We start from the raw sequence: 21051 nt of genomic DNA on the forward strand, positions 1-21051 counted from the left end.
AACTCATTTCGGAGTTCCGATTTCCGCTAACGTTAGAAACGAAGTATTTCGCGTCGGAGGCGCGAGGTGAGCCTTGCCAGGCGGGAGGGGAGATTTCGGTGCTCTTTAACCATCAGCACCGAGCTAGCTGATTGTCGCCCCACCTGTTCTGGAAGTGTCCCGATAATAGAACGACCGAAGAGGTCTTCGGAAGTCGCCCCGAGAACAACGAGATTTACGTCTTCCGATTGATTGACTATTGTATCACCAACAGAGTCGCTCTCCACAATTTCCTGAGTGATCACTGGAACACCAGTGAACCCGGCGATAACACGCGCTAACATCGTTTCTTTCTCGTCACGTGCTGTTGCTGTCTCGTTGGGTGAGTTGACGACGATGACATGGACCTCCGCATCGTGAACGCGAGCGAGGGAGCCTGCTACGGTTGCTGCTAGCTCGGTGTTCGGACCTCCAGCGACGGGAAGTAGAATCCGCTGTAGCTCCTCGTCGCCGTCCATTCGTTTAACGAGTACGTCACACGGTGCTTTTCGGAGCACTTGATCGAGATGGGATCCTAAGATGATGTCCCGTCGACGTGGACGCCCTCGCCATCCCATAAGAATTGTCTCAATGTCCCCTTCCTCTGCTATGCTGAGGATTCCGCTCGCTATCGAGCGAGCAAATCGGATGCGGCTCGTTACCTCGATAGCCTGATCGTTGACGATATCAGCAGCATAGTCGATAACCTCACGCTCATCGTCGACGAGTCGCTCACCTTCAGAAAGCGGTACCTGTTCGGGAACTCTGATTACCGTCAGTAGTTCGAGTGGACGCCCGGTATCAGTCGCGATATCTGCAGCTGTCGAGATGAGTTGGTCAGCCGTCTCTGGATTCGCGATCGGAACGAGAATCGAGCCCCGCGTGGTCTGATTAGTCATTACGTATTGAATGTTCCACACCGGATTTAGGAGTTCGGTCCGAACGATATGTAATCGGAGTGAACGAGTTTACAGTGGTGTCGGATTGGCTCGACTTCAATGTCCTGCCCATCACTATCGAAATTCTAGGTCCTCGTGTAAGCGGCGTTTGTTCCGTGATCCCAACTCTTCGAGCGACACGTCTTCGGTGAGTACCATTCGGATCTTTTCTAGGAGCTGTTCTGAGGCAAGGAAGTCGGGAACGATAACGTAATCTGCACCAGCTTCCAGCAAGTCCCCTGCTTCATCGACGCGGTCCGATCGAAGGATGACATCCGCATCCGTCTCTAACCCGAGAATTTGGCTAGAGACCTGTCGGTCGGATACTGTCGAGAGAATCAATTGCGCTTCATCGGCGTTCGCTCGCTCCCAAGTTTCGCTGCTAACTGCATCGCCGAAGATGTGATTCTCGTGGGTTGTAGCCAATTCGTGCCGGTCCGGATCGTGTTCGACCACGATAACGGGTTGATCTTCATCTTCACACGTCTGCGCAGCAAGCGTTCCGAGTCGGCCGTATCCGATGATAATGACGTGGTCTTTCAGGGATGAGTCGACGGAACTTCGACTATTCAGCTTGGAGTGCGTCGATTCAAGCGGGAGGACCCGCATCAGAACTCGGTATAGTGGCTCGCTGTACTGGCGAGTCGCGGTTGACGTGATCATCGTGAGTGCTGCAACGAGGATGATCGCCTCGAAGACGTCCGGTTGAATCCGCTCTAGGATCAACGCCTGGATCGCGATGATGAGGGCGAACTCGCTCACTTGGTCGAGCCCGAAGCTCGTCAATGATGCTGTTCTGGTTTCGTATCCCTGATAGAGAAGCGCGTAGATCGTCACCAGAGGCTTGAGTACGACGATTACGAACAATAGTACCCCCGCGAACAACAGTGCACGCGGTGTGGGAACCGTGATCAGACTGCCGACGGTGACAAAGAAGACGGCAGCGAAGAAATCATCGAACGACTCGAGACCCGCTTCAAGCGCCAATTTGTCCGGGAACTCCCGTGTAATCGCTAACCCGGCAGCGAACGCCCCGACGACGATCGAGATGCCGGTCAACTCTGCGAGGCTGATGAACCCGAGGAGGAGTGCGACTCCGGTTAAAATGATGAGCTCGTCGGAGTCTCCCGACAGCGAGACAAGTATACCGAACAAGTACACTCGAACGAGCGCTGCGACGAGGAGGATGACGACGCCGTATCCGAGTTTGAGTACAATACCGTCTGGAGTGAACACGTCCGCGCTCAACACGAGTATGAGCACGACTGCGAACAGGTCCTGTGCGAAATGAATCGACGAGATGAGGCGTCCCTGAATGAGATTTCGACGGATGTCATGTACGGCGAGTTCTCGTCCGACGAGTGAGGAACTGAGTGCAGCTGCACTCGCGAAGTAGATTGCGTTCAGCGTGTCGAGTTCGAATACGAGTCCTAGACCGAATACGAGACTTCCGACAAGCAGGACTTGTAGGGCAGCGACGTGCTCGCTGTCCCGTGCGACAGCCCGGAACCGTCCTGGTTCGACCTCGACACCGAAGGTGAACACGAGGAATGCGACTCCCCATTGTGCGAGCTCAAGCGTCGTCCCTTGCGGGATAAACGGCGCCAGTATCACTCCGACGATGATATAGATCGGCACTGCGGGTATCCCCAGTCGCGTCGCAAACACGAGGAAGATGCCGGCGATGATGAAGATCGCTCCGAGGGGCGTCAGGAGCTCAACCATCAAACTCACCTCGGATCCAACGGAGGTGGCCAATGTCGCTGTCTACCACCGCCCAGAACTCCTCGGATTCGTTGAAATACAGACGCAGGTGGTCGGTCAACTTTTCGCTCGTGAGGGCAGTACTGAGGATGACGTAGTGGGCACCGCGGTCGTACAGGTCAGCTGCATCCTCCGTTGATTCGGCCTCGGCGAAGACGACTGTATCGTCCCCAATTTCTTCAAGGAGAATTCGGTTAATATCCGGCTCAACCGTCGAACTCAACACGAACGCTGCTCGCTTGAGTCCGGCACCGCTACGAATCTCACCGTGTTTGAAATCGCCGTAGATGTACTCGTAGTCGGCGGATTGATGGACCTCTGCGTGGGCGGGATTCCGATCGACGACGACGACGTCGCCGAAGTGCTCCTGGAGTAACGGTAACGCGGTGCGAATGATTTCGTCGTACCCAACGACGACGGCATGATCTTGATAGACGTGGAGATCGACGTCCCGTTTTTCCTCACTCTCAAAACGTGCCAGATAGGGTTTCACTCGCTCGTAAATCTGGTAGTTGTAGTTAATGAGGTACGTCGAGAGACTCATCGTCACTATCGCCATCAGGCTGAGATACCCCAGTATCGACGCGTCGATGAAGCCCCGGGTAACCGCAAGAGCGCCGACCACGAGCGAGAACTCGCTCACCTGGGCCATGTTGAGGCTCCCGATGAACGACGTTTCAGGCGTGAACTGCTCCCGGTCGATGAGGTAGAAGATGATCAGGAAGTTCCCGACCATAAGCGCGGCCGAGGCGATCAACGCTTCGACCCAGTAGGCCAGAAGGCTATCCGCAGCCAGCTGAAGGCCGATACTGGTGAAGAACACGACCATAAAGAAGTCGGTGATCGGCCGAACTCGTTCTGTGAGTTCGCTCGTATACGGTACCTGTGCGAGACTTAGTCCCGCGAGGAACGCACCGACTTCGAGTGAGAGGTTGAGCTGTTCGGTTCCGAGGATGAAGACGAATGCCCACGCAATACCGACGATGAAAAACGCCCGTCTGTCCTCAGCAACAGCCCTGAACAGCGATGGCAAGAGATACCGTGCGGAGAGATAGGAGATGATGCCAACGCCACCCATCAACAGCAGTATCGTTCCGACACTGACGGCGATTTCTTGAGGGTTCGAGAGTGACTCAGCGCTCAGGACCGCAAGCAGAATAACGAGATAGATGTCCTGGATGATGAGTACGCCGACGTCGATCTTCCCCGGGAGCGTTGCCAGTTCGTCCTTGTCGGAAAGCAGTTTCACGATAATCGGTGTCGCCCCGAAGACGGTCGCGAGTGCGATGACTGTCGTTTCGAGTAACGTGAAACCCAGCGCGAAGGCGACCACAAAGGCGAGTGCGGTCTGCAGAATCGTCTGCCAGATTGCGATATTGATGATGGGGCGGAGGATCTCACGAATATCGTCGATACGCATCTTCATTCCGATGAGGAAGAGGAGAAATCCAAGCCCGAGTTCGCTCATCAAGACCACCAGTTCGGACTGGGAAACGACGTCAAGGAAGACCGGACCGAGGACTAAGCCTGTGAAGATGTATGCGACGATCGTCGGTTGCCCCGTTAACCGAGCGAGATAACTAAGAAGAACAGCTGTAATAATGATAACCGCAAAATCTGTCGCAAAAGGGAGCGATCCGGTCTGCAGAAGTCCAATCATACATACCGTTCCCGTCTCAACTCCAATGAGTATACTGATTTGAGTAGCCAACCGCTCCTTGATTCACCGTGGAGTATTCTTGTTCTTGGATGACGATACGTGAACTATGGCGCGTACACGTCGGTATTGGTACATTCGTATTGGTATTCTCACACTATGCGGTTTACTGGCAGAAGCGAGTGTCTGGGTTAGTGTTGGCCGAATTGTTTTCTCAGGGGTTGGTGTGATCGTGATGGTGCTGTTGGCTCTCACTTGGGGGATCGTTCAATTTGAAAATATCTGACCAAATCGCATACTTGTGATATCATCACATCAATTATCGCCCTCTAAGAGTTATATCTTCTTTCGGACAAAACATCCGGAAGCTCGAACAGGCTGGGGCTGATCGGGTGCTCAGTCCAGCCGTCATCGGCGCCCAGCTCCTTGTTGAGTCCGCTCTCGAGGGAACCAATCCGAATAATCTACTAAAGAACGTAGAACTGGATAATGTTGAGTCTGGGAGTAGAAACTGAGAGTCGTTATTCCTCACTGAGCCTATGTCATTATTTGTGACTCGTTGATCAGCCATGGAGCGATGTTGGTTCAATACTCCGCATATCGCTGTGTCTTTAATGGATTGATGAGTGGTATGCCCTATGGAGTTCGACGTTTCAGAACCGGAACCCTTCAGGTACGATGCGGAGGTCGACCCCGGCGAGAAGCGGCAGATTCGTTATGAAGTGGGCGAGAATTATCTTGGGGATTCGGTTGAAATCCCGGTTACGATAATCAACGGTGCGTATGGTGGACCGACCGTATTTCTGACCGCAGCCATTCATGGTGACGAACTCAACGGGGTGAAGGTCCTTCAAGAGGTTGCCGACCGGTATCGCCCGGGAGAACTCCACGGAACGATTGTGTGTCTCCACGTAGTGAACGTGCCGGCCTATCACGCTCAGCAGCGATACATCCCGATCTACGATCAGGACCTCAATCGAGCATTCCCTGGCCGAGAGCGAAGCAATACCGCCGAACGGATGGCCCACCAGATCTACAGCCGCTTCATCAGTAACTGCGATCTGGGAATCGATTTCCATACGTCGACGCGTAACCGAACCACGATGTTCCACGTGCGAGCAGACCTCGACAACGAAGACGTCGAACCGCTCGCTCGGTCTTTTGGGGCGAACGTAATCCTGTATGGGGCAGGCGAATCGAAGTCGTTGCGGTCGGTCGCAACGTCGAGTGGAATTCCAACCATCACTGTCGAGATGGGGCGCGCACAGCGGTTCCAACCGGCGTTGATCGAGAAGGCGATAGACGGCGTCGAGAGCGTCTTAGCGCAGTACAGAGCCCTCCCAGATGTCCCAGTCCATTGGCCCGGCTGGTACAAGGTCACAGCGGCCGACAGTGAGAAGCAGTGGCTTCGAGCCGACACGGGTGGTCTCGTTGATATGGAATGGGGCCCGTATCCGCTTGTACATGAAGGTGATACGATTTGCACGATTACGGATCATTTCAAAACCGAGGAACACGTCGTAACCGCGCCCTTCACGGGATTGATTGTTGGTGTACTCGAGAATCCGATCGCACTACCGGGGCACCCGCTTTGTCATCTCGTTCGACTTGATACTGAGACGCGTGATGAGATCGAGCGCGAGATCCGACGTGGCGAATTCGATGGATATCGCAAGTATAATGGTGATTTCAGCGTCGACGCGTAAAGATTAAGTACGGAGGGCCTGCGTGAAGGCGTCGGTCTGTCTTGATGTCTGCCTCCTACTATCATATCAGGGTAAGCCCCAGAAGAACGCGACGGTGAGCTACCCTACTCGCCACGGCTGACGCCGTTCGCTCCTTGAGGGTAGGGCTTCCTGTTTCCACGACGCGCTTTGCAGATACAGACGTATCTATAGGGAGCGCAGTCTCCACAGGCGTTGATTCGGAGTATCGAATCTTCGTGTGAGTGATTTGTTGTCAAAGACTGGTCCCTCGTGATATCGGTCGCTATTCTGATCGTACTGGAAACAGTGAACGAACAGTATGTCTATACTGCTCCAGTTACTGTGAGCAATATATGGTTCTGGCACCGATAACTGAGGGTATATTTGGAATTTATCTTGGATTATTAGCAGCTATTTTCCCAGCATTCATCGCGTTTTCTATCGGATTCATATTTAAGTATTTCACCACAGTTACTATCCCGGGACTCGGCGTCGTTGCCCTGGGTGGCACGCTTGCGGGGGTATCAGGCGGATTGATGGGTTTGATGGATCCGACGCTCTCCGAGAGCTGGACAGGCATCAGCGCTGTCTTAGTAATCCTGATGGCCTGTCTATGGGCGCATAGTCAAGGGGACAAACTTGCGGTTGCCACCCCTCGGAGACTGACGTTGAAATCAATTCGAGAAACGAAACTCTCTGTAGATCTCACTGAGCGCGTTGATTCCTACGGTCAGGTGCGTATCCGCCCTATCGGAGAGATTCACGACATTGAGGGGTATCCACAGTTATCCGAAGACCTGCGAGAACAACTCAGCAACAGCTCTTGGAAGTTTCCCGCCGACCTCTCGCTACCTGAACTCGAATCGCGTCTTGAGGAGCGTCTGTCGACTGACTACGAACTCGCCGAAGTGAACGCTACTATCGACAAACAGGGGCGGGCCCAGATTGCTGCGGCACCGACCGCCGCGGGACTGTCTCGGCGCATCCCATCGGGGAAGCGGGCTGTTACAATTCAAACCGTCCTTCCAACCGGTGTCGCACGTGGCGACCACGTGACGCTCCAGTTCCCTGACGGAAACGTTACGGGTCCCGTGGTTAGCGCACGGACGACGGGAGTCGAGGCGAAGAGCGAACCCGCCCCAGCGGAGGAGATAGACGGTGAGGAAGGCAGTGTGAAACAGATCGTCCCGAAGATGACAACGACTGGCGGAGAGGGCGCTGTTACCATCGCTGTCTCACTTGACGACGGGAAGCGAATCGTCCGCGATGATTTCGCACCGATGACGGTCAACTCACGAGGGAAACAGCGAGAGTACGAAACGATTGCCGTTCTCAAACAACACGGCAACCGGTTTCGAAAACTGGTTGTGAACGAACGGGGTCCACTCGCGGGCACCACCATCGGTGCTTCACAGGTGCGTGACGCCTACGGGGTAGCGGTTCTGGCGGTTCGGCGTGCATCGGAGTTAATCATCGCACCGCGAGGGGCTACCGAACTCCTTGCTGGTGACGAACTAATCGTCGTCGGAAAACCCTCCCAACTCCGTGCGTTCGAGGAGGCGACAACATGAGTTTGGTTTCGACAGTTCTCACGAATCCGTTTGTCGAAGGATTGGTCAGGATACTTGGTCTCTCGTTATTGGCGTTTACAGTAACGACAGTCGTCACGTTCGTGTTCCGGGTTCGGGTTCGCCAACAATTCCCGGAAGGTGCGACACTCATCGTCGGGCTGGGTGTCGTTGCAATCTACCTCAACTCCCGTTCGGCGCTCATCCAATTCATCAGTAACACGGGTGATCCCGTCACTGCAGAGGAAGCGATTCTCAATGTGTCAGCATTCGTCGTAGCTGGGATCGTGTCGTATGCAGGCCGATACGTGGGCGATAGAGCGGGGGCATCAGAGCGAGTTCGATGGCGGAACACCGCGCCGGATTTCAGCCCGTTGGTTCGAGCTACTGGTCGATTCATTACAGTTACCTTACCGGAAACCGTCGAGGATATTGACGGCTACGACGCCGTCGATGCGGAAATGAAGAAAATAGTTTCCGGAAAGACAATGGATTTCCCCCGCGGGTTAACAATCGAAGAATTGGAGTCCCAGATTACAGCTCGGTTGAAGGACGAACACGATATCGGCTACGTCGATGCCGACCTTGACGCGGATGGGGTCGTCCAGTACCTCGCTATCGGTCAACGTGCGGCGGGGCTCGGACAGACGCTCCCGCAGAAATCCGCGGCTGTAGCAGTTCGTGCAGATCCCCCTTATAGTGCAACTGCGGGAGACACAGTGCAGGTGTGGCAGACAAACGACGACGGCGTCAAAACACGCCTCGGGGAGGCAGAACTCCGGGGGAGTGTTGGGACGTTTGCGACGCTCGCGATGGATTCGGCCTCAGCTACTGAAATCGATCCTACAGAGGAATATCGGCTGATGACGCTATCCGCTGATTCGAACCCTGAGCGAGAGTTCGCTGCGATGCTCAGGCGTGAAGACGAGACGATGAGCACCGTCGAAATCACAGCCGATAGCCCGCTTATCGGGTGCACCATCGGAGCATTAGACGTGACTGTCATCGCCATTCGAAGCAACGACGGAGAGCTCGAAACCATTCCCCAACGAGAGCACACCATTCAGTCGGGAGATCTTCTCTTTTCAATCGGTCGTCCGGAAGTGCTCCGGAAGTTAGAGTCCGAGGTAGGCGCACGTATCACTCCCGTCGAAGACGTCCTCGAAGACACCGATCAACTCTCGTTCCAACAGACACCATCCGACGATCAACTGGAGACTTCAACTGTCGATAACAAGCCGTCTTGATCCACCGTTTCGAGGCGGAAGTTCGCCCCCTCAGCGAGCGAGCGGATCTAAAGACCTCCAAACGAAGTAGGCAGGGACGTTTCCTTTTGACTGTTGCACATTACCACATCCTATATACGGGTCGTTTACTGAGAACTGACGTATGATTCCGTTCTACATCGGTGAGGTGATGCGAAAGCGAGCTGAGGAACTCGAAAAAGAGCGAAAGGCTGCCAGAGCTATCGAAAAACTCGAAGACCCAGAAGTAGACCTCGTTGTCGTTACTGATCGTGGTAACCCAGTTGGAGTCTTTACCGACGCTGAAGTGGTTACCCTAATTGCCGAGAAAAAAGACATGGCTGAAACCACCCTTGCTGAGTGTCAACTCTCCCCTGTCGTGACGATTAATGAACTTGAGGAGGTTGAAACTGCAGCGACATTGATGAATGAACATGGGATGCGCCATCTCCTCGTTACGAAAGCAAATCAGATCATCGGATATTTGATGGATAAGGATGTGAGAGGCGCAGTTACAAAAGACCCGAAATAAATCTCACTCAAATAATTTTTTATAAGCATACCACATATTTTGAATAATAAATACGAAAAGTAAAAGAAGAAATGAAAGTGTTGCGTACCAGTGGGAACTTGTACCCCAAAAGACCACTGTAATGAGTGAGATTAAAATCACAAGTGGATTGAAATTATATCTGACAAGATCTTTTATCGTATCTTTCTCCGGCAGGTTAGTCATGTATGGGTTCTGAATTGGGTGTTTGAATACTCTACTCCTTTGCAACGGCCATCACTCTGTTCCAGCTTCGGTTTCAGTATCAGTATGGTTTTCGGGCGGTCTGTTAGTAAGTTCATCTACCTCCCCGCCGCAATGGGGACAGTATTGCGTCCCCTGACGTCGACGGTCCAGTTCCTCCGCAAAGCCGGAGGCAATGATACCGGCCGGCAGCGCGAACAGCGCGATACCCAGCAACGCGATCATCGCCCCGAGCGCCCGCCCAAGCGGTGTGATTGGTACAACATCACCGTACCCAACAGTTGTCAAGGTAACAATTCCCCACCAGAGAGCGGCCGGAATACTGGAGTACACCTCTGGTTGGGCGCCCCGTTCGGCGTAGTACATGAGACTAGAAACAAAGACGAGCCAAATACTCATCACGAGGACGGTAATCAGCAACTCTTCCGCTTTCCGGCGAAACACGTTCGTAATCAGTGTCAGCGAATTCGAGTAGCGCGCAATCTTCAGCAGACGGAACAGGCGGAAGATCCGGAGCACCCGTTCTGCGCCCTTTTCACCAAGGACTATCGGTAGATAGAATGGGAAGATGGCGATCAGGTCGATGAGCGCATAAGGTGAGAGCATGAACCGAATGCGACCACGAACGGGACTCGAGTACCGCTTGTTGACGGTACACGACCAAACACGGAGCACGTACTCGACGGTGAACACACTGACACAGAACACGTCAAAGGCGTCGAAGAGTTGTCCATACTGTGCGCTGACCCACGGCACCGTTCCCGCGATATACGTGGCGACGTTGAGGACGATGAGCGCCATAATGAAGAGGTTCGTCCCGAAGGAGATCCAACTCTCTCTGTGTGATCCGTCAAGAAGGAAGTAGACGCGTTCTTTGAGGGGCCGAGACGAGTCCATCGCCATTTGATGTTTACTCAGTCGAACGACGATATAAGAGCCCTGTTATAAGTTTGTGCTGGGATGAAATACAATAGCTTCGCGGTAAGAGAGGCCGAACAGTAATTACCCCGCCCGGTCCATTACGACTATGCAGGTTTTTGAGACACAGTTACCGGGCATCGGACGGCGATACCAAGTCTCGTTCCCCGACGGAGGAACGTTCACGATCGTCATTCACAACGACGGATTACGGCGGGTGTTCTGGCGAGACGATCCGGACGGCGACAGCGAGGAACTGTTCACGACAACCGAACGCGACGCACAGAAACTCGCAGAGATCTTCGAAGGAGTGTTCTTCGAACCCGTTTCTGACGACCTCGACGATGCACTCTCCGAGTCCCGCGTCAAATGGGTGGTTATTCCGGACGAATCATCAGTTGTCGGACAGACAATTGGCGAAGTTGGTATCCGGGCGCGGACGGGAATCTCGATTCTTGCCATCGAACGCGGTGACCAAACAATAGCAAATCCGCCGCCAGATGCACAGTTACAGGCAGATGATATCCTCGTCGTCGTCGGTGAAGACGATGCATATCAGGCACTCGATACCCTGCTCTCTCAACCCTGAAGGTATGCAAAGATGGCACTGTCTAGTTCTGCACCTCCTCGGCTGGTGTTTTTCCGTCGAGAGCTTGATTCGGTCTTTGCTGGTTGTAGTAATTCGAGAGACTATACGACGGACTATCTACAATAATGAAACACGTGAGCTGTATGGCCTTTCACCCGCTTAAGTTTAAGTTAATAATTTCTTTTTTCAGCTATATTTGAAGAAGAACTTAGGAATACTTCGAAACATGAGGATCGATACGACGATTAGATGCGTTATCGAGCATATAATCTGGCTATAACTACAAGTGGATTAAAGTGCTAACCACTTTCAAACCATCTCTGGTATCTTGGGTATGCTTGAGTAGCCTAATTAGAGTTGTTAGTCGTATTAATTATACTCCTGAATATATAGAAGTCGATCTTTGACAATCAGCGATATAATAATGTATAATTCTTAGATTCAGTATATGGGTTTGGGGTACCTCGATCTTGTTCATACTCTACCCAGTCAGCAGTCAAACTCAATATTCCAAGACAAGTATTTTCCAAAGTTGCTTTACAGGTCATATCCTCTCGGTTTAGAATCTATCACCATAACACATCGCAGAAGTCTTTCTCTCCAATTGGTTGAAAAAGAAATACTGCGACTGTACAATCTACGTTTGCTTCATCCTAATTATCCCCGAAACATTTAATTATGGCCAAAACATAGTTAATTGTGTATATGAAAAGGACTGAAAATTTATGTGATATTAGACCTGTGAATATGACAATATTGGATGGGAATGATGCGACGAATAAACAAGTCTCCATGCCTGTATGGGTCCATCAGTTACTCTCTGATACTGCTAAAGATGGGAATAGACGTATGTCGCAGGGAGTCGTAGCATATGAATCGCTACTCTTCACTATAGGAAGTTTCCATGATTTAATAACTGAATATGAAAGTACAATTGATAAACAATTGGTAGAACAGGATATTGAACCCTGTACACTAAATTCTATCAAATCAAATTCTAAATCAGAGATAGAGGAAGCATTTGTCTCTCGTGTATATGAGGAAAATGAGAAACGTGATGATGGTAATAAGAAAGACCCATATGGAACTCAAGAAAGGGTGAAAATATGGATTCCACCCACAGTTGAAGAACAAGCTGAATTCCAACGTGGTTGGGGCGCTAAGGTAGAAGAAGCCTTATTGAATATTACAACTAGTAGCTACCGAGACCGACAAGACCGTATTGAATGTAAGAGACAGCTTTTGAAATACCTAAAAGATAGACAATCAATAGTGGACCATCCTGTTGCTGATGCCATCATTAGCAAAAACACTACGGATTATAATATACCCAGAAGTCTCATGATTAGGTTCTCAGGCGATGGGCTCCGTTGGCACGAACGGGAAGACCTATCGATAGATGACATAATCAAAATGCAAGATACAGAGCAGAGGCTAAAACAATCAGAATGGAATAAACGGCTTGCTGCCTTCCGAACTGCACACTTAAATCATTCTACTCGACTTGTGAAACATGGTGCCAAGAAGTTGTTCGTTGATTGTTGGGGTCTTCAAAGTGAGAAGCAACAAAACAAGCGATTTAAGGACTATATTGAGAAATACAGTGTCGAATTCAAACATCCAATTGCAGTCGATGGCTTTCACGGTTTCAATGTGTCAGAGCTAGCAGAGGAGATTTATATTGATGAAGATGAGGTGGTATTCATGAATGAGATGTTCAAGTATTTCGAAGAAGAAAATTCAACGTCGAAGATTTCAGTTAGTGACATTTCTAAGACCATGTATGAAGCAGGCCTCATTAGTACTAACCCAAGAAGCAACTCTTCACAAGCATATCGAAAAGTCACCGAAAAGATAGTTAGCTTAAATAGTAATCATGGGATAGATAGGCTCAAATACATAGACAAAGGTCGGATATACCTCTCATCACACATTGAATAGAGAAAAACCGTTTTGTCCGGTGAAATAAATTATGGCAGACTGTACTCGAACCTCGATACGCTCATGAACAAAAAGCTGGTCAAGAAAGAGAAATTTGATCGAAGGACGAATTTCTACGATATCACAGAGGATGCAAAGGAACTTATTGAGGAAAGAAAAGAGTGGGAGCAGCAGTATATCGACTGAATTTCAACAGATCCTCGCCCCAGATTCGAATCTTCAATAGTACTTCTGCGGTAAGTACAGTAAGTCACAGAGCGATTGTTGTCCATAGGCATCTCCTCAAGATCGACTTGATAGACCAGACCTTGATGAGTTTCTGTTACGCCAATCACGATCTCGTGTCCTGAATGAAAGTGAAAGTCAGGGACACTCCTATCAGGAATGTCGATTAGTGCACAATCTCCGAGCCAATATCGATTCATAGCCTTTCTCGCTGCGTGATCTTATTCGAAATCTCACTACTTTCACTTCGGTTTCCATATATTCATTATCACACTCGGCATATTCTCTATCATGGCAACAATAGACATAGGGGGACTACCGAGTTGGATAATGGTTGTGTTGATAGGCTTCGGTATAGTATTTTTACTGAGCAACCCAGTTGGATGGACAATTATGTTCGCAGGGCTAACGCTCGGTGCAGTCTACTTCTTGTTGGACATCTCGAATAAGCTCTGACGCTATGTCTGGGAGCCCGAGATTGTTTACAGGGTGGAACGCTACTTCTGGCTCAGGATGATGATAAGTGAATCAGATTTATAGCCTCGAACCTTAGACTATAGCGATTAAAAGTAGCTGCTCTCCTACAGAAGGTCTTCAATCATCTCCCCGACACGACCTGCAACTTCCGACTTCTCTCCGTCAGAAAACTCCTTGATTAGCTCCACCTTCTCATGAAGGTCTTCTACATCTTCCACAGGAACGGATTCGTTCACAGGTTCTTCTTCCTCTATTCTGTCCTCTGCTTCCTCTGTTTCCTCTTTCAATTTTTCAACCGACTTAGATTTTGATTCAACAACAGGAACAGGACTTACATCCCCTTCCTCTACGTAATCTATAATAATATTCCTAACAGTATGATACTTCGTATCAACTTCCTTCCTCTCGCACGCTCTATTTATTTCAGCATACGAGGTCGAAGGCGAGGAGAAATATACCTGAAGAATCTTCTCTTGCTTCGTGGTTAATTGTGAAGCGTTCTCTAAGGAAATAGTTCTGAATTCCCCTTCTTCGGTATCATCTGAAGGAGTCTCGCCGTTAGGCCTATATTCACTAATCTCTTCTCCGTCCTCGTCTAATGCAATAACTGTAGATGTCATATTATAACCATTCCGTCCTTTATGATTCGAATCGTCTTCGGTCGTGATGTGCTGTCGAATATCCTGTTCAGTGTCTTCTAAGTGAGAACAATGGGGACACTTCCAAGAAGCAGCTAACTCTTTTCTCTCCGTGATATACTGGTCCGTCCCGTCAAGAGATAATTTAGAACTACTCATTGTCCTACACCTCTCTCGCCGTTCAAAAATTCAACAGGGGATAGAACCTTTTTAACCACGTCTGAAAGCTTTAGAAACCGACCCCACTTATTTTTCTGTCCGTCAAGTCTTGAACTATAATTAATTGTCATTATTTTCATCCTCCATATCTCCATCTATCCTCTTTAGGTTATTTATTAAATACTGTTTAGAGTAATCTTCAATCGTATCTAGTGGAATTGAATGAGATTCGAATTGTTTTCCGTGCATTATCTTACGAAATTCACCTATTTTATTCTGGTCCATTTCAGTAGGATACCATTCAGCGGTTAAATCATGATAGCGCTCAGTCTCTCCGCCAATCTTAACCTGTTCATCTGTGTATAGTAACGATGGTTTTCCTAAGCAGACCGACTTCGAAAGTATTGCAGTTGATGCCAACCCGATTCCGCCTCGAATACTTAATAATCTCACAATCGGGCTACTATTTTCAGAACAATCCACATCTCTATTTCTGAATTCCAAGTCGTATGTGCATTGGTTAATTCCGACGTTGTCTTTTTCCGTGGCTACTATCGTGTCTTTATTATTGATATTGGAATCATTCCTAAATTTTTGAATACCTAGTTTCAATCCTCTTGTCGGGGTATAATCTCCATTCATATTATTCACCTCTAATTGTTGTTCTGCTGTTTGAATCTAGGAGGCTAACGAAAAATGGCTTATAGCTACTTTCTCTATCGATTGCAACTTTATTTTGTATCATTACAAGTAATCAGTTGTGCCATTATGTAATAAAACTTTCTAATTTGGTGTAAGACTTTTCGATATAAATGGGATCGTATGTGATTGGAAACTGCACTTTATAAGTAAATATGAGACATTATGAGATAGGATGAGCGGGTGAAGAAGAGAGAGATTTTGAGTTAGTATATCGAACGATGTTGTTTCTATTTCAGAGCAAATTGAGAGGATCTTCTAAATGAAAATCGGAGTCTTTTCATTCTACTATCTGCTAGGAGTTAGCATGGATAGAGAAAAGCACGTAGACAAGCGTCTGGAGGTCTGTTCTGAGATAGCTGAGCTAAACGATATGACGTTGCGTGAGGTTGCTCTACGAGAGGTTAGTCTGTATCGAGAAGTATTGCACGAGGTGAGCGATGACTACCGTGGGATTGATGATGATGAGAAATTTCACAAGTTGACTGAAATGGAGGTTGATTCATATGAGAGGGAAAATCGATGACGCGGTTGTAACTCAATAAGTGGCTAACTCTATTCCTCAAAGATTGAATCGTCTTCTTTTCGGTTACCTTCCTTGAATTCGTATTTTTGACGCTTTGTGTCTACGTGGACAAGGTATGGTCTCTCAAGTGGCTCCTCGACTTCATCTCCTTCTTTTAGAATAAGGAAACTAAACAGCACATCCGTCAATTCATGGATAATATCTATCGGAATATCCTGGTAAGGTGGACTGAATTCCCATCCGCCTTTTTTATGACCAGCTATGAATAGATGGATATTTGAATTATACGTCACTCCGTTCTCAACATCTCGTATCAGTAGCTCATTCTCATCGAATTTGAAAGCATACGCGATGTCCTTTACTGCTCCCCAGATATAGGGCATACAAATTGATAGGCAGAGCACCCTAAAAGAGAATGTGGCCGAACCTTCCTAGAGGTTATCGAGGAATTCCCTCCGCTGTTCCATCTTCTCTTCTTGGTCTCTCGCGTCATAATGTCTCTCCAGAACTTTTGGACTGACGTTAGCTCGGTCGGCTACTGCTCTGGTAGGCCAATCTCTGTTGAGCCAGTGGGTGATTGCACTCCTACGTATGGCGTGTGGGCTCACGCTCGATGGGCACTCATACGCGTAATCGTAGGAAGTAGCTCGGCACTCATCAGGGTCCACATCCTCGTGCGGGCACTCGTTTGTATACTTACACGGGCGCGTGAGATTGTAGATGACGTTCCTCAATGTCGTCTTGTGCATCCTCCCTTGAGTAGTCGTCACCAAGGGTTCACGTCCGTATTCATCCGTGATATCTGCTCTATGGTGTTCTAACCAGTCATCGAGGACTTCACACGAATCGTCTTTTAACCCTACTACACGTTCTCCCTTCTGACCCTTCTTGAGACGAGTGCCTTCATCTGGACGGTGTTCTATAGTGAGACACTGTTTTTCTCGGTTGTAATCACTTACGTCCAAGGATTGTACAGCACTAATCCTCAGGGAACAACGCCACATCACCATGAAAGCCACATGATGACGTTGAGCGTAATTGAATTTGTTCAGATACCCCAGTATCTCTTCTGCTGTCTCTGAGTCTATGAACACGTCCCTGCTCCTATCCTCATCGGAGAGAGTGGGTGACTGGACTGACTGGTGAAGGTCTCGGGGAACGCCTTCGATGCTCTCCAGGTATTTGATGAATACCCTTAGCGTGTCCATCTGCGTCTTCTCACTAGCAGGGGAAAGGTCACCGTCTTCTCTTCTCCAGTTCCGATACTGCTGTATTTCCCTTCCTGTGAGCCCGTTCAAATTCTTGATTTCCTCTGATTCACACCAACGGATGAAGTGATTGAGTCTGTATTCCTGTGACTGAATAGTGCTTGGAGCAGCCTCCCTCTTCTTGTCTTGCAAGTATAGCGTCTGTGCCTCTTCAGGACTGATGGGTTCCAGTCTATCTCGTGCCATTGTGGGTTCAACCTTGTTGGCAGAGTGGACGCCCCCTAGTTATTTTCAGATGGGATATGGTTCGAATCCGTCAGGGCCCATCCGATTTCTGGATGGTTCAGATCCAAGGGACGGCGTCGGGAGGTGCTCGATGAGATTTTGCGCGACGGTTCGGGCGACCGCTGACCGATTCGTCGATCCGATCCGTATCCGATCGGTTTTCACTCGTCGGTCGACCGCTCGGTCTCGTACTCGCACGCCGCTTCGAACGGACACGACTCGCAGTTCGGATCCCTCGCCGTGCAGACCGCCGCGCCGAAGTCGATGAGCGCGTGGAGGAAATCGTCGCACCGACCCGAGGGTGCCAATCGATCCGAGAGATCCCACATTTCGGGCGATTCGGGTTCCGCCGATTCGCTCCCGAAAGCGCGGGCCAGTACGCGCGCCACGTTCGTGTCCACCGCCGAGGCATCACGTTCGTGCGCGTGTGCGAGCACCGAGGCGGCGGTGTACTCGCCGACCCCGTGCAAATCGAGGAGTTCCGATCGCGAGTCGGGCACGCGACCGTCGTGACGCGCGAGGAGCTGGGCGGAAGCGCGCCTGAAGTACTCCGTCCGTTTTCGTAGCCCCAGCGGCTCGATCGCCTCGCCGATGTCGGTCTCCGCGGCCGCGAGAACGGCGCCGGCCGTCGGGTACTGCTCCACGAATTCGTCGTAGACGCCGGTGACCTGCTCCGCCGAGGTCTGCTGGAGCATGAGCTCGGCGATCAGTATCTCGAAGCGCGAAGCGTCCGGATCGCGCCACGGTAGATCGTGGCGTCCGTTTTCGGCGTACCACTCGAGCAGGGTTTCGACGAATTCGTCACCGTCCTCAACACGCATGCCGGACCGTGGTCCCCTCATCGTACTTAGGGGGTCGGCTGCGGTCACTCGCAGAGGCAGTCCCGAGTCCGGGTCAATTGGACGATCTCGTCGTGGAGCTGCACCGCGAGCCCGTAAATCGTCCGCGCCCGGTACTCGCCGGCGACGCCGGTCCGGTAGTACGACTCCGACCGGTTCTCGATCCAGAGCTCCTCGAGCCGTTCGGCGACGTCCCGCGAGAAGAGCCCCGCTCGCACTCCCAGCTCGTAGACTTCGGTGTGGCGCTGCCCGGCGACGTCGTACCCCTTCTCCTCGACGTAGAACTGGATCGAGCGTTCGATCGCGACGAAAGAACTCTCGATGATGACGGTGAAGTGGCCGTTCCGATCGAGGAGGAAACCGGCGGCGTCGAGGAGGCGACACGACTTCCGCAACTGGAGCACGGCCGGATCGGAGACGTGCTCGAGTCCGACCTCCGGATTCTGGGGTTTCCGCTGGAACGCGTCCTCGGCGTCTCCGAGCGCCGCCTCGAGGTCCTTCGACGTCATTCGTCCACCCCGAAGACGTCGCGCTTCACCCGCCGGAACGTCTCGCTTTCGACGAGGGGAATCCCCTCCTGCAGGATGGGGCGCAAATCCTCGCCGCGCTTGCGGGCGCTCTCGGGCGATTCGACGAAGACCTCGAACTCGTACCGATCGCCGTCGATCGGCTCTTCCTCGAGATCGCGAACGACGTCCGAGACGGTTCGTCGCGCCGAAACCGGATCTTCGTCCTCGTCGACGAGGACGAAGAGGTCGACGTCGCTCGCGCGGTCGGCCTCGCCGCGCGCCACGCTGCCGAAACAGAGGATTCCGGCGATCGAGGGTACTTGGTTGTCCACTCGTTCGACGAATCGTCCGAGCGGCTCGCGAAACTTCGACTGAGGGATTTTGAGAAGCGGGTCGTCGGCGTCGCGAAGTCGACGTTCATCGATCCGGTATAGGGTCCGATTCCCGGCGTCGCGCCTAACGATGAGACCCATCGTCTCGAGGAGGGAGAGCGCCTTCGAGACGCTGGGACCGCCGTAACCGGTCAGTCGCTGGAGATCTCGGTTCGAGAACTCCTCGGTCGGGTTGCGGGCGAGTATCTCGAGCGCCTCGTCCATCGCAGCGTACCGAAAGACCTGCTCTTCCGGGAGTGGTAATCGTACTTCGACGGCCATTCGTTATATGAGATGTAACGGGTTACACCACATATAACGATTTCCGTCTCGGACCCTGCTCAGATGTTCCCCAGATGGTCCCTCCGTTGCTCCATCTTCTCCTTCTCGGTCCGACGGTCATAGTGCATCTCGAGCACTCGCTGGCTTACGTTCGCTCGATCTCCGACAGCAGTTTCCGGCACGTCGCTATTTAGATGGTGCGTGATGCTCCCCCGCCGGATTGCGTGCGGATTCACGTTCGACGGGCACTTCGACAGTTCGTCGGTGTTAGTGGCCTCACAGGCCTCTGGATCGCGGTCGTGTGGACACTCCTGTCCGACGGCGCACGGTCGCGTGTACTGATAGCAGTATCGTCGAACGGTCGACTTGAATGAACGGCCGTACGGCGTTGCCAGGAGCGGCTCCCGATCGTGCTCGTCCGTCACGTCCGGGCGCTGATCACGGAGCCAATCGTCCAGCAGCATGCATAGCTCACCCGACAAAGCAACGTGTCGCTCGCCCTGAGACCCCTTCTTGATCGGCGTCCCGGTCTCAGGCCTGTGTTCGACGGTCAGATACTGTTCCTCCGGCGAGTAGTCGCCAACGTCGAGCGCTCGAACCGCACCGAGCCGCATCATCGTATGCCAGAGGAGCGCGAGCGTCACGTGGGGTAGCGACGCGTATTCGTAGCGCTCGAGGTAGTCCAGGACCGGATCGGCCTGTTCGTGGTCGAGCATCACGTCTCGGACGTCGTCTCCCGGTTTGAGATCGGGCGACCGGACTTTCTGATGCAGGTCGGGGTGGACGCCGTCGATGGTGCCAAGGAAACGAATGAACACGCGGAGCGTGTCCATTTGCGTCTTCAGTGTCGTCTTCTTCAGGTCACCGTCGTTCCGCCGCCAGAGGCGATATTCGTGGAGTTTCCGTCCCGTAAGGTCGTTCAGATTCTCTATCTCGCGCTCCCCACACCAGCGGACGAATTGGTTCAATCGCGCCCCGTGGGAGCGGATCGTCGATTCGGCTGCTTCGGCCTCGCGCTCGGCGAGGTACAGTTCGACTGCGGTTTCTGGATCGATTGGTTCGAGGTTCATGGTTCGCTCAGTTGCGAACCACACGAGAACACGACCCTCGCACCCCGATCGGTGAATCACCAATTATCTCGCCGTCTCGGGTGGACCCGTCAGGGCCCATCCGCAAAAACCCGGAGCGTGGCCGAAGCCGGTTCGGCTGATAACTGGGGCCTGAACCACACGAAGTTCAAATTTTCTGTTTCCGAGTTACCCTCGTCTGAACCTGAACCGAACCAGTCACTGGTTCCGGGTCGTCGCCGTCCTGCGAAATTAGTAACCGAAACGGGGTGGTCAGCGTGACGGTCGTGACGTACCCGTCGGTTGACAATTCGACCTGTAAGCACTGCGGAGCCCACGTCACCGACCACTTCTCTCGGGTTTTCGGTGACAACCGAAACCGAGCCCACTGCTGTGGTGACTGCGATACCTACGCGCGACTGAGCCGCGGCTCCGCTGCTGGCGTCGCCGTTTCGATTCTGGACCCGGAGACATCGCCCGGCCGCCACGGAGGTGAGACCGATGTGTAGCTGGTTCGTTCCGGTGAATCGGCTGTACGATGTCGGGAATCAGATACCCATAGCCCATCTGGCCCATCAAGCGACTGACGAGGACGTTTGGCGGACGCTCGAGAATCGAGTGATTCGCACCGACGGCGGACACTCCTCGAGCGGGGCTGTACAGTCCAGA

General features: G+C 51.7%; 21 protein-coding genes and 1 pseudogene. 10 read left to right on the top strand and 12 right to left on the bottom strand.

The annotated features are described in order from the left end of the window. Positions 1-32: 32 nt before the first annotated feature. From LDH74_RS19690 to LDH74_RS19700, 3 genes are all read right to left on the bottom strand, one after another. Positions 33-917: a universal stress protein gene (locus LDH74_RS19690; RefSeq protein ID WP_226040359.1), complete on the bottom strand. Its 885-nt coding sequence runs from the start codon at positions 915-917 to the stop codon at positions 33-35. Positions 918-1031: 114 nt separating this feature from the next. Beyond that, entirely contained in the window at positions 1032-2681 is a 1650-nt protein-coding gene (locus LDH74_RS19695; RefSeq protein ID WP_226040360.1) for a cation:proton antiporter, read from the bottom strand. Next, complete coding sequence (locus LDH74_RS19700) at positions 2674-4380, bottom strand: cation:proton antiporter (RefSeq protein WP_226042569.1); 1707 nt, start codon at positions 4378-4380, stop codon at positions 2674-2676. Before LDH74_RS19700 ends, LDH74_RS19695 begins: the two co-directional genes overlap by 8 nt. A 635-nt stretch (positions 4381-5015) precedes the next feature. Between LDH74_RS19700 and LDH74_RS19705 the strand changes: the two genes are divergently transcribed. From LDH74_RS19705 to LDH74_RS19720, 4 genes are all read left to right on the top strand, one after another. Next, positions 5016-6083, top strand: a complete 1068-nt coding sequence (locus LDH74_RS19705; protein WP_226040361.1) for a succinylglutamate desuccinylase/aspartoacylase family protein — start codon at positions 5016-5018, stop codon at positions 6081-6083. Between the two features lie 353 nt (positions 6084-6436). Then, positions 6437-7654 carry a TrkA C-terminal domain-containing protein gene (locus LDH74_RS19710; RefSeq protein WP_226040362.1) on the top strand — a complete coding sequence of 406 codons (1218 nt, stop codon included), beginning with the start codon at positions 6437-6439 and terminating at the stop codon, positions 7652-7654. Next, complete coding sequence (locus tag LDH74_RS19715) at positions 7651-8898, top strand: TrkA C-terminal domain-containing protein (RefSeq protein ID WP_226040363.1); 1248 nt, start codon at positions 7651-7653, stop codon at positions 8896-8898. The genes LDH74_RS19710 and LDH74_RS19715 overlap by 4 nt, the downstream gene beginning before the upstream one ends. Positions 8899-9040: 142 nt before the next feature. After that, positions 9041-9427, top strand: coding sequence for a CBS domain-containing protein (locus LDH74_RS19720; protein WP_226040364.1), 387 nt, complete (start codon positions 9041-9043; stop codon positions 9425-9427). A gap of 255 nt (positions 9428-9682) precedes the next feature. Here LDH74_RS19720 and LDH74_RS19725 read toward each other — a convergent pair whose 3' ends face one another. Beyond that, on the bottom strand, positions 9683-10552 hold the full coding sequence (locus tag LDH74_RS19725) for an ion transporter (RefSeq protein ID WP_345778538.1): 870 nt from the start codon (positions 10550-10552) through the stop codon (positions 9683-9685). Positions 10553-10676: 124 nt separating this feature from the next. Here LDH74_RS19725 and LDH74_RS19730 point away from each other — a divergent pair, with 124 nt between their 5' ends. From LDH74_RS19730 to LDH74_RS19745, 4 genes and pseudogenes are all read left to right on the top strand, one after another. Further along, complete coding sequence (locus tag LDH74_RS19730; protein ID WP_226040365.1) at positions 10677-11156, top strand: TrkA C-terminal domain-containing protein; 480 nt, start codon at positions 10677-10679, stop codon at positions 11154-11156. 705 nt (positions 11157-11861) lie between these two features. After that, a complete protein-coding gene (locus tag LDH74_RS19735) occupies positions 11862-13097 on the top strand; it encodes a hypothetical protein (protein WP_226040366.1) in 1236 nt (411 codons plus the stop codon). A 15-nt stretch (positions 13098-13112) separates the two neighbouring features. After that, positions 13113-13283: pseudogene (locus tag LDH74_RS19740) on the top strand (helix-turn-helix transcriptional regulator); the annotation flags it as partial. Positions 13284-13613: 330 nt separating this feature from the next. After that, positions 13614-13778: a hypothetical protein gene (locus LDH74_RS19745; protein WP_226040367.1), complete on the top strand. Its 165-nt coding sequence runs from the start codon at positions 13614-13616 to the stop codon at positions 13776-13778. A 125-nt stretch (positions 13779-13903) separates the two neighbouring features. Here LDH74_RS19745 and LDH74_RS19750 read toward each other — a convergent pair whose 3' ends face one another. Both LDH74_RS19750 and LDH74_RS19755 read right to left on the bottom strand, forming a co-directional pair. After that, a complete protein-coding gene (locus LDH74_RS19750; RefSeq protein ID WP_226040368.1) occupies positions 13904-14596 on the bottom strand; it encodes a hypothetical protein in 693 nt (230 codons plus the stop codon). Positions 14597-14716: 120 nt separating this feature from the next. After that, the gene (locus LDH74_RS19755) at positions 14717-15238 is read right to left on the bottom strand and encodes a hypothetical protein (RefSeq protein WP_226040369.1); all 522 of its coding nucleotides are present in this window, start codon (positions 15236-15238) and stop codon (positions 14717-14719) included. A 364-nt stretch (positions 15239-15602) separates the two neighbouring features. On the opposite strand from LDH74_RS19755, the gene LDH74_RS19760 reads away from it, so the two are divergent. After that, positions 15603-15821: a hypothetical protein gene (locus LDH74_RS19760; protein ID WP_226040370.1), complete on the top strand. Its 219-nt coding sequence runs from the start codon at positions 15603-15605 to the stop codon at positions 15819-15821. A gap of 29 nt (positions 15822-15850) precedes the next feature. Here LDH74_RS19760 and LDH74_RS19765 read toward each other — a convergent pair whose 3' ends face one another. The 6 genes from LDH74_RS19765 to LDH74_RS19790 all read right to left on the bottom strand — a co-directional run bounded on the left by LDH74_RS19765 (position 15851) and on the right by LDH74_RS19790 (position 20385). After that, positions 15851-16204 carry a hypothetical protein gene (locus tag LDH74_RS19765; RefSeq protein WP_226040371.1) on the bottom strand — a complete coding sequence of 118 codons (354 nt, stop codon included), beginning with the start codon at positions 16202-16204 and terminating at the stop codon, positions 15851-15853. A 48-nt stretch (positions 16205-16252) separates the two neighbouring features. Further along, complete coding sequence (locus LDH74_RS19770; RefSeq protein WP_226040372.1) at positions 16253-17275, bottom strand: tyrosine-type recombinase/integrase; 1023 nt, start codon at positions 17273-17275, stop codon at positions 16253-16255. Between the two features lie 200 nt (positions 17276-17475). Then, complete coding sequence (locus tag LDH74_RS19775) at positions 17476-18135, bottom strand: hypothetical protein (RefSeq protein WP_226040373.1); 660 nt, start codon at positions 18133-18135, stop codon at positions 17476-17478. Between the two features lie 44 nt (positions 18136-18179). Continuing rightward, positions 18180-18662, bottom strand: coding sequence for a hypothetical protein (locus LDH74_RS19780; RefSeq protein WP_226040374.1), 483 nt, complete (start codon positions 18660-18662; stop codon positions 18180-18182). Next, positions 18659-19315 carry a nucleotidyltransferase domain-containing protein gene (locus tag LDH74_RS19785; protein WP_226040375.1) on the bottom strand — a complete coding sequence of 219 codons (657 nt, stop codon included), beginning with the start codon at positions 19313-19315 and terminating at the stop codon, positions 18659-18661. Before LDH74_RS19785 ends, LDH74_RS19780 begins: the two co-directional genes overlap by 4 nt. A 59-nt stretch (positions 19316-19374) precedes the next feature. Then, complete coding sequence (locus LDH74_RS19790; protein ID WP_226040376.1) at positions 19375-20385, bottom strand: site-specific integrase; 1011 nt, start codon at positions 20383-20385, stop codon at positions 19375-19377. Positions 20386-20651: 266 nt separating this feature from the next. Between LDH74_RS19790 and LDH74_RS19795 the strand changes: the two genes are divergently transcribed. Then, complete coding sequence (locus tag LDH74_RS19795) at positions 20652-20891, top strand: hypothetical protein (RefSeq protein ID WP_226040377.1); 240 nt, start codon at positions 20652-20654, stop codon at positions 20889-20891. Positions 20892-21051 lie beyond the last annotated feature (160 nt).

It is taken from the genome of Natrinema sp. DC36, assembly GCF_020405225.1.
Taxonomy (GTDB): domain Archaea; phylum Halobacteriota; class Halobacteria; order Halobacteriales; family Natrialbaceae; genus Natrinema.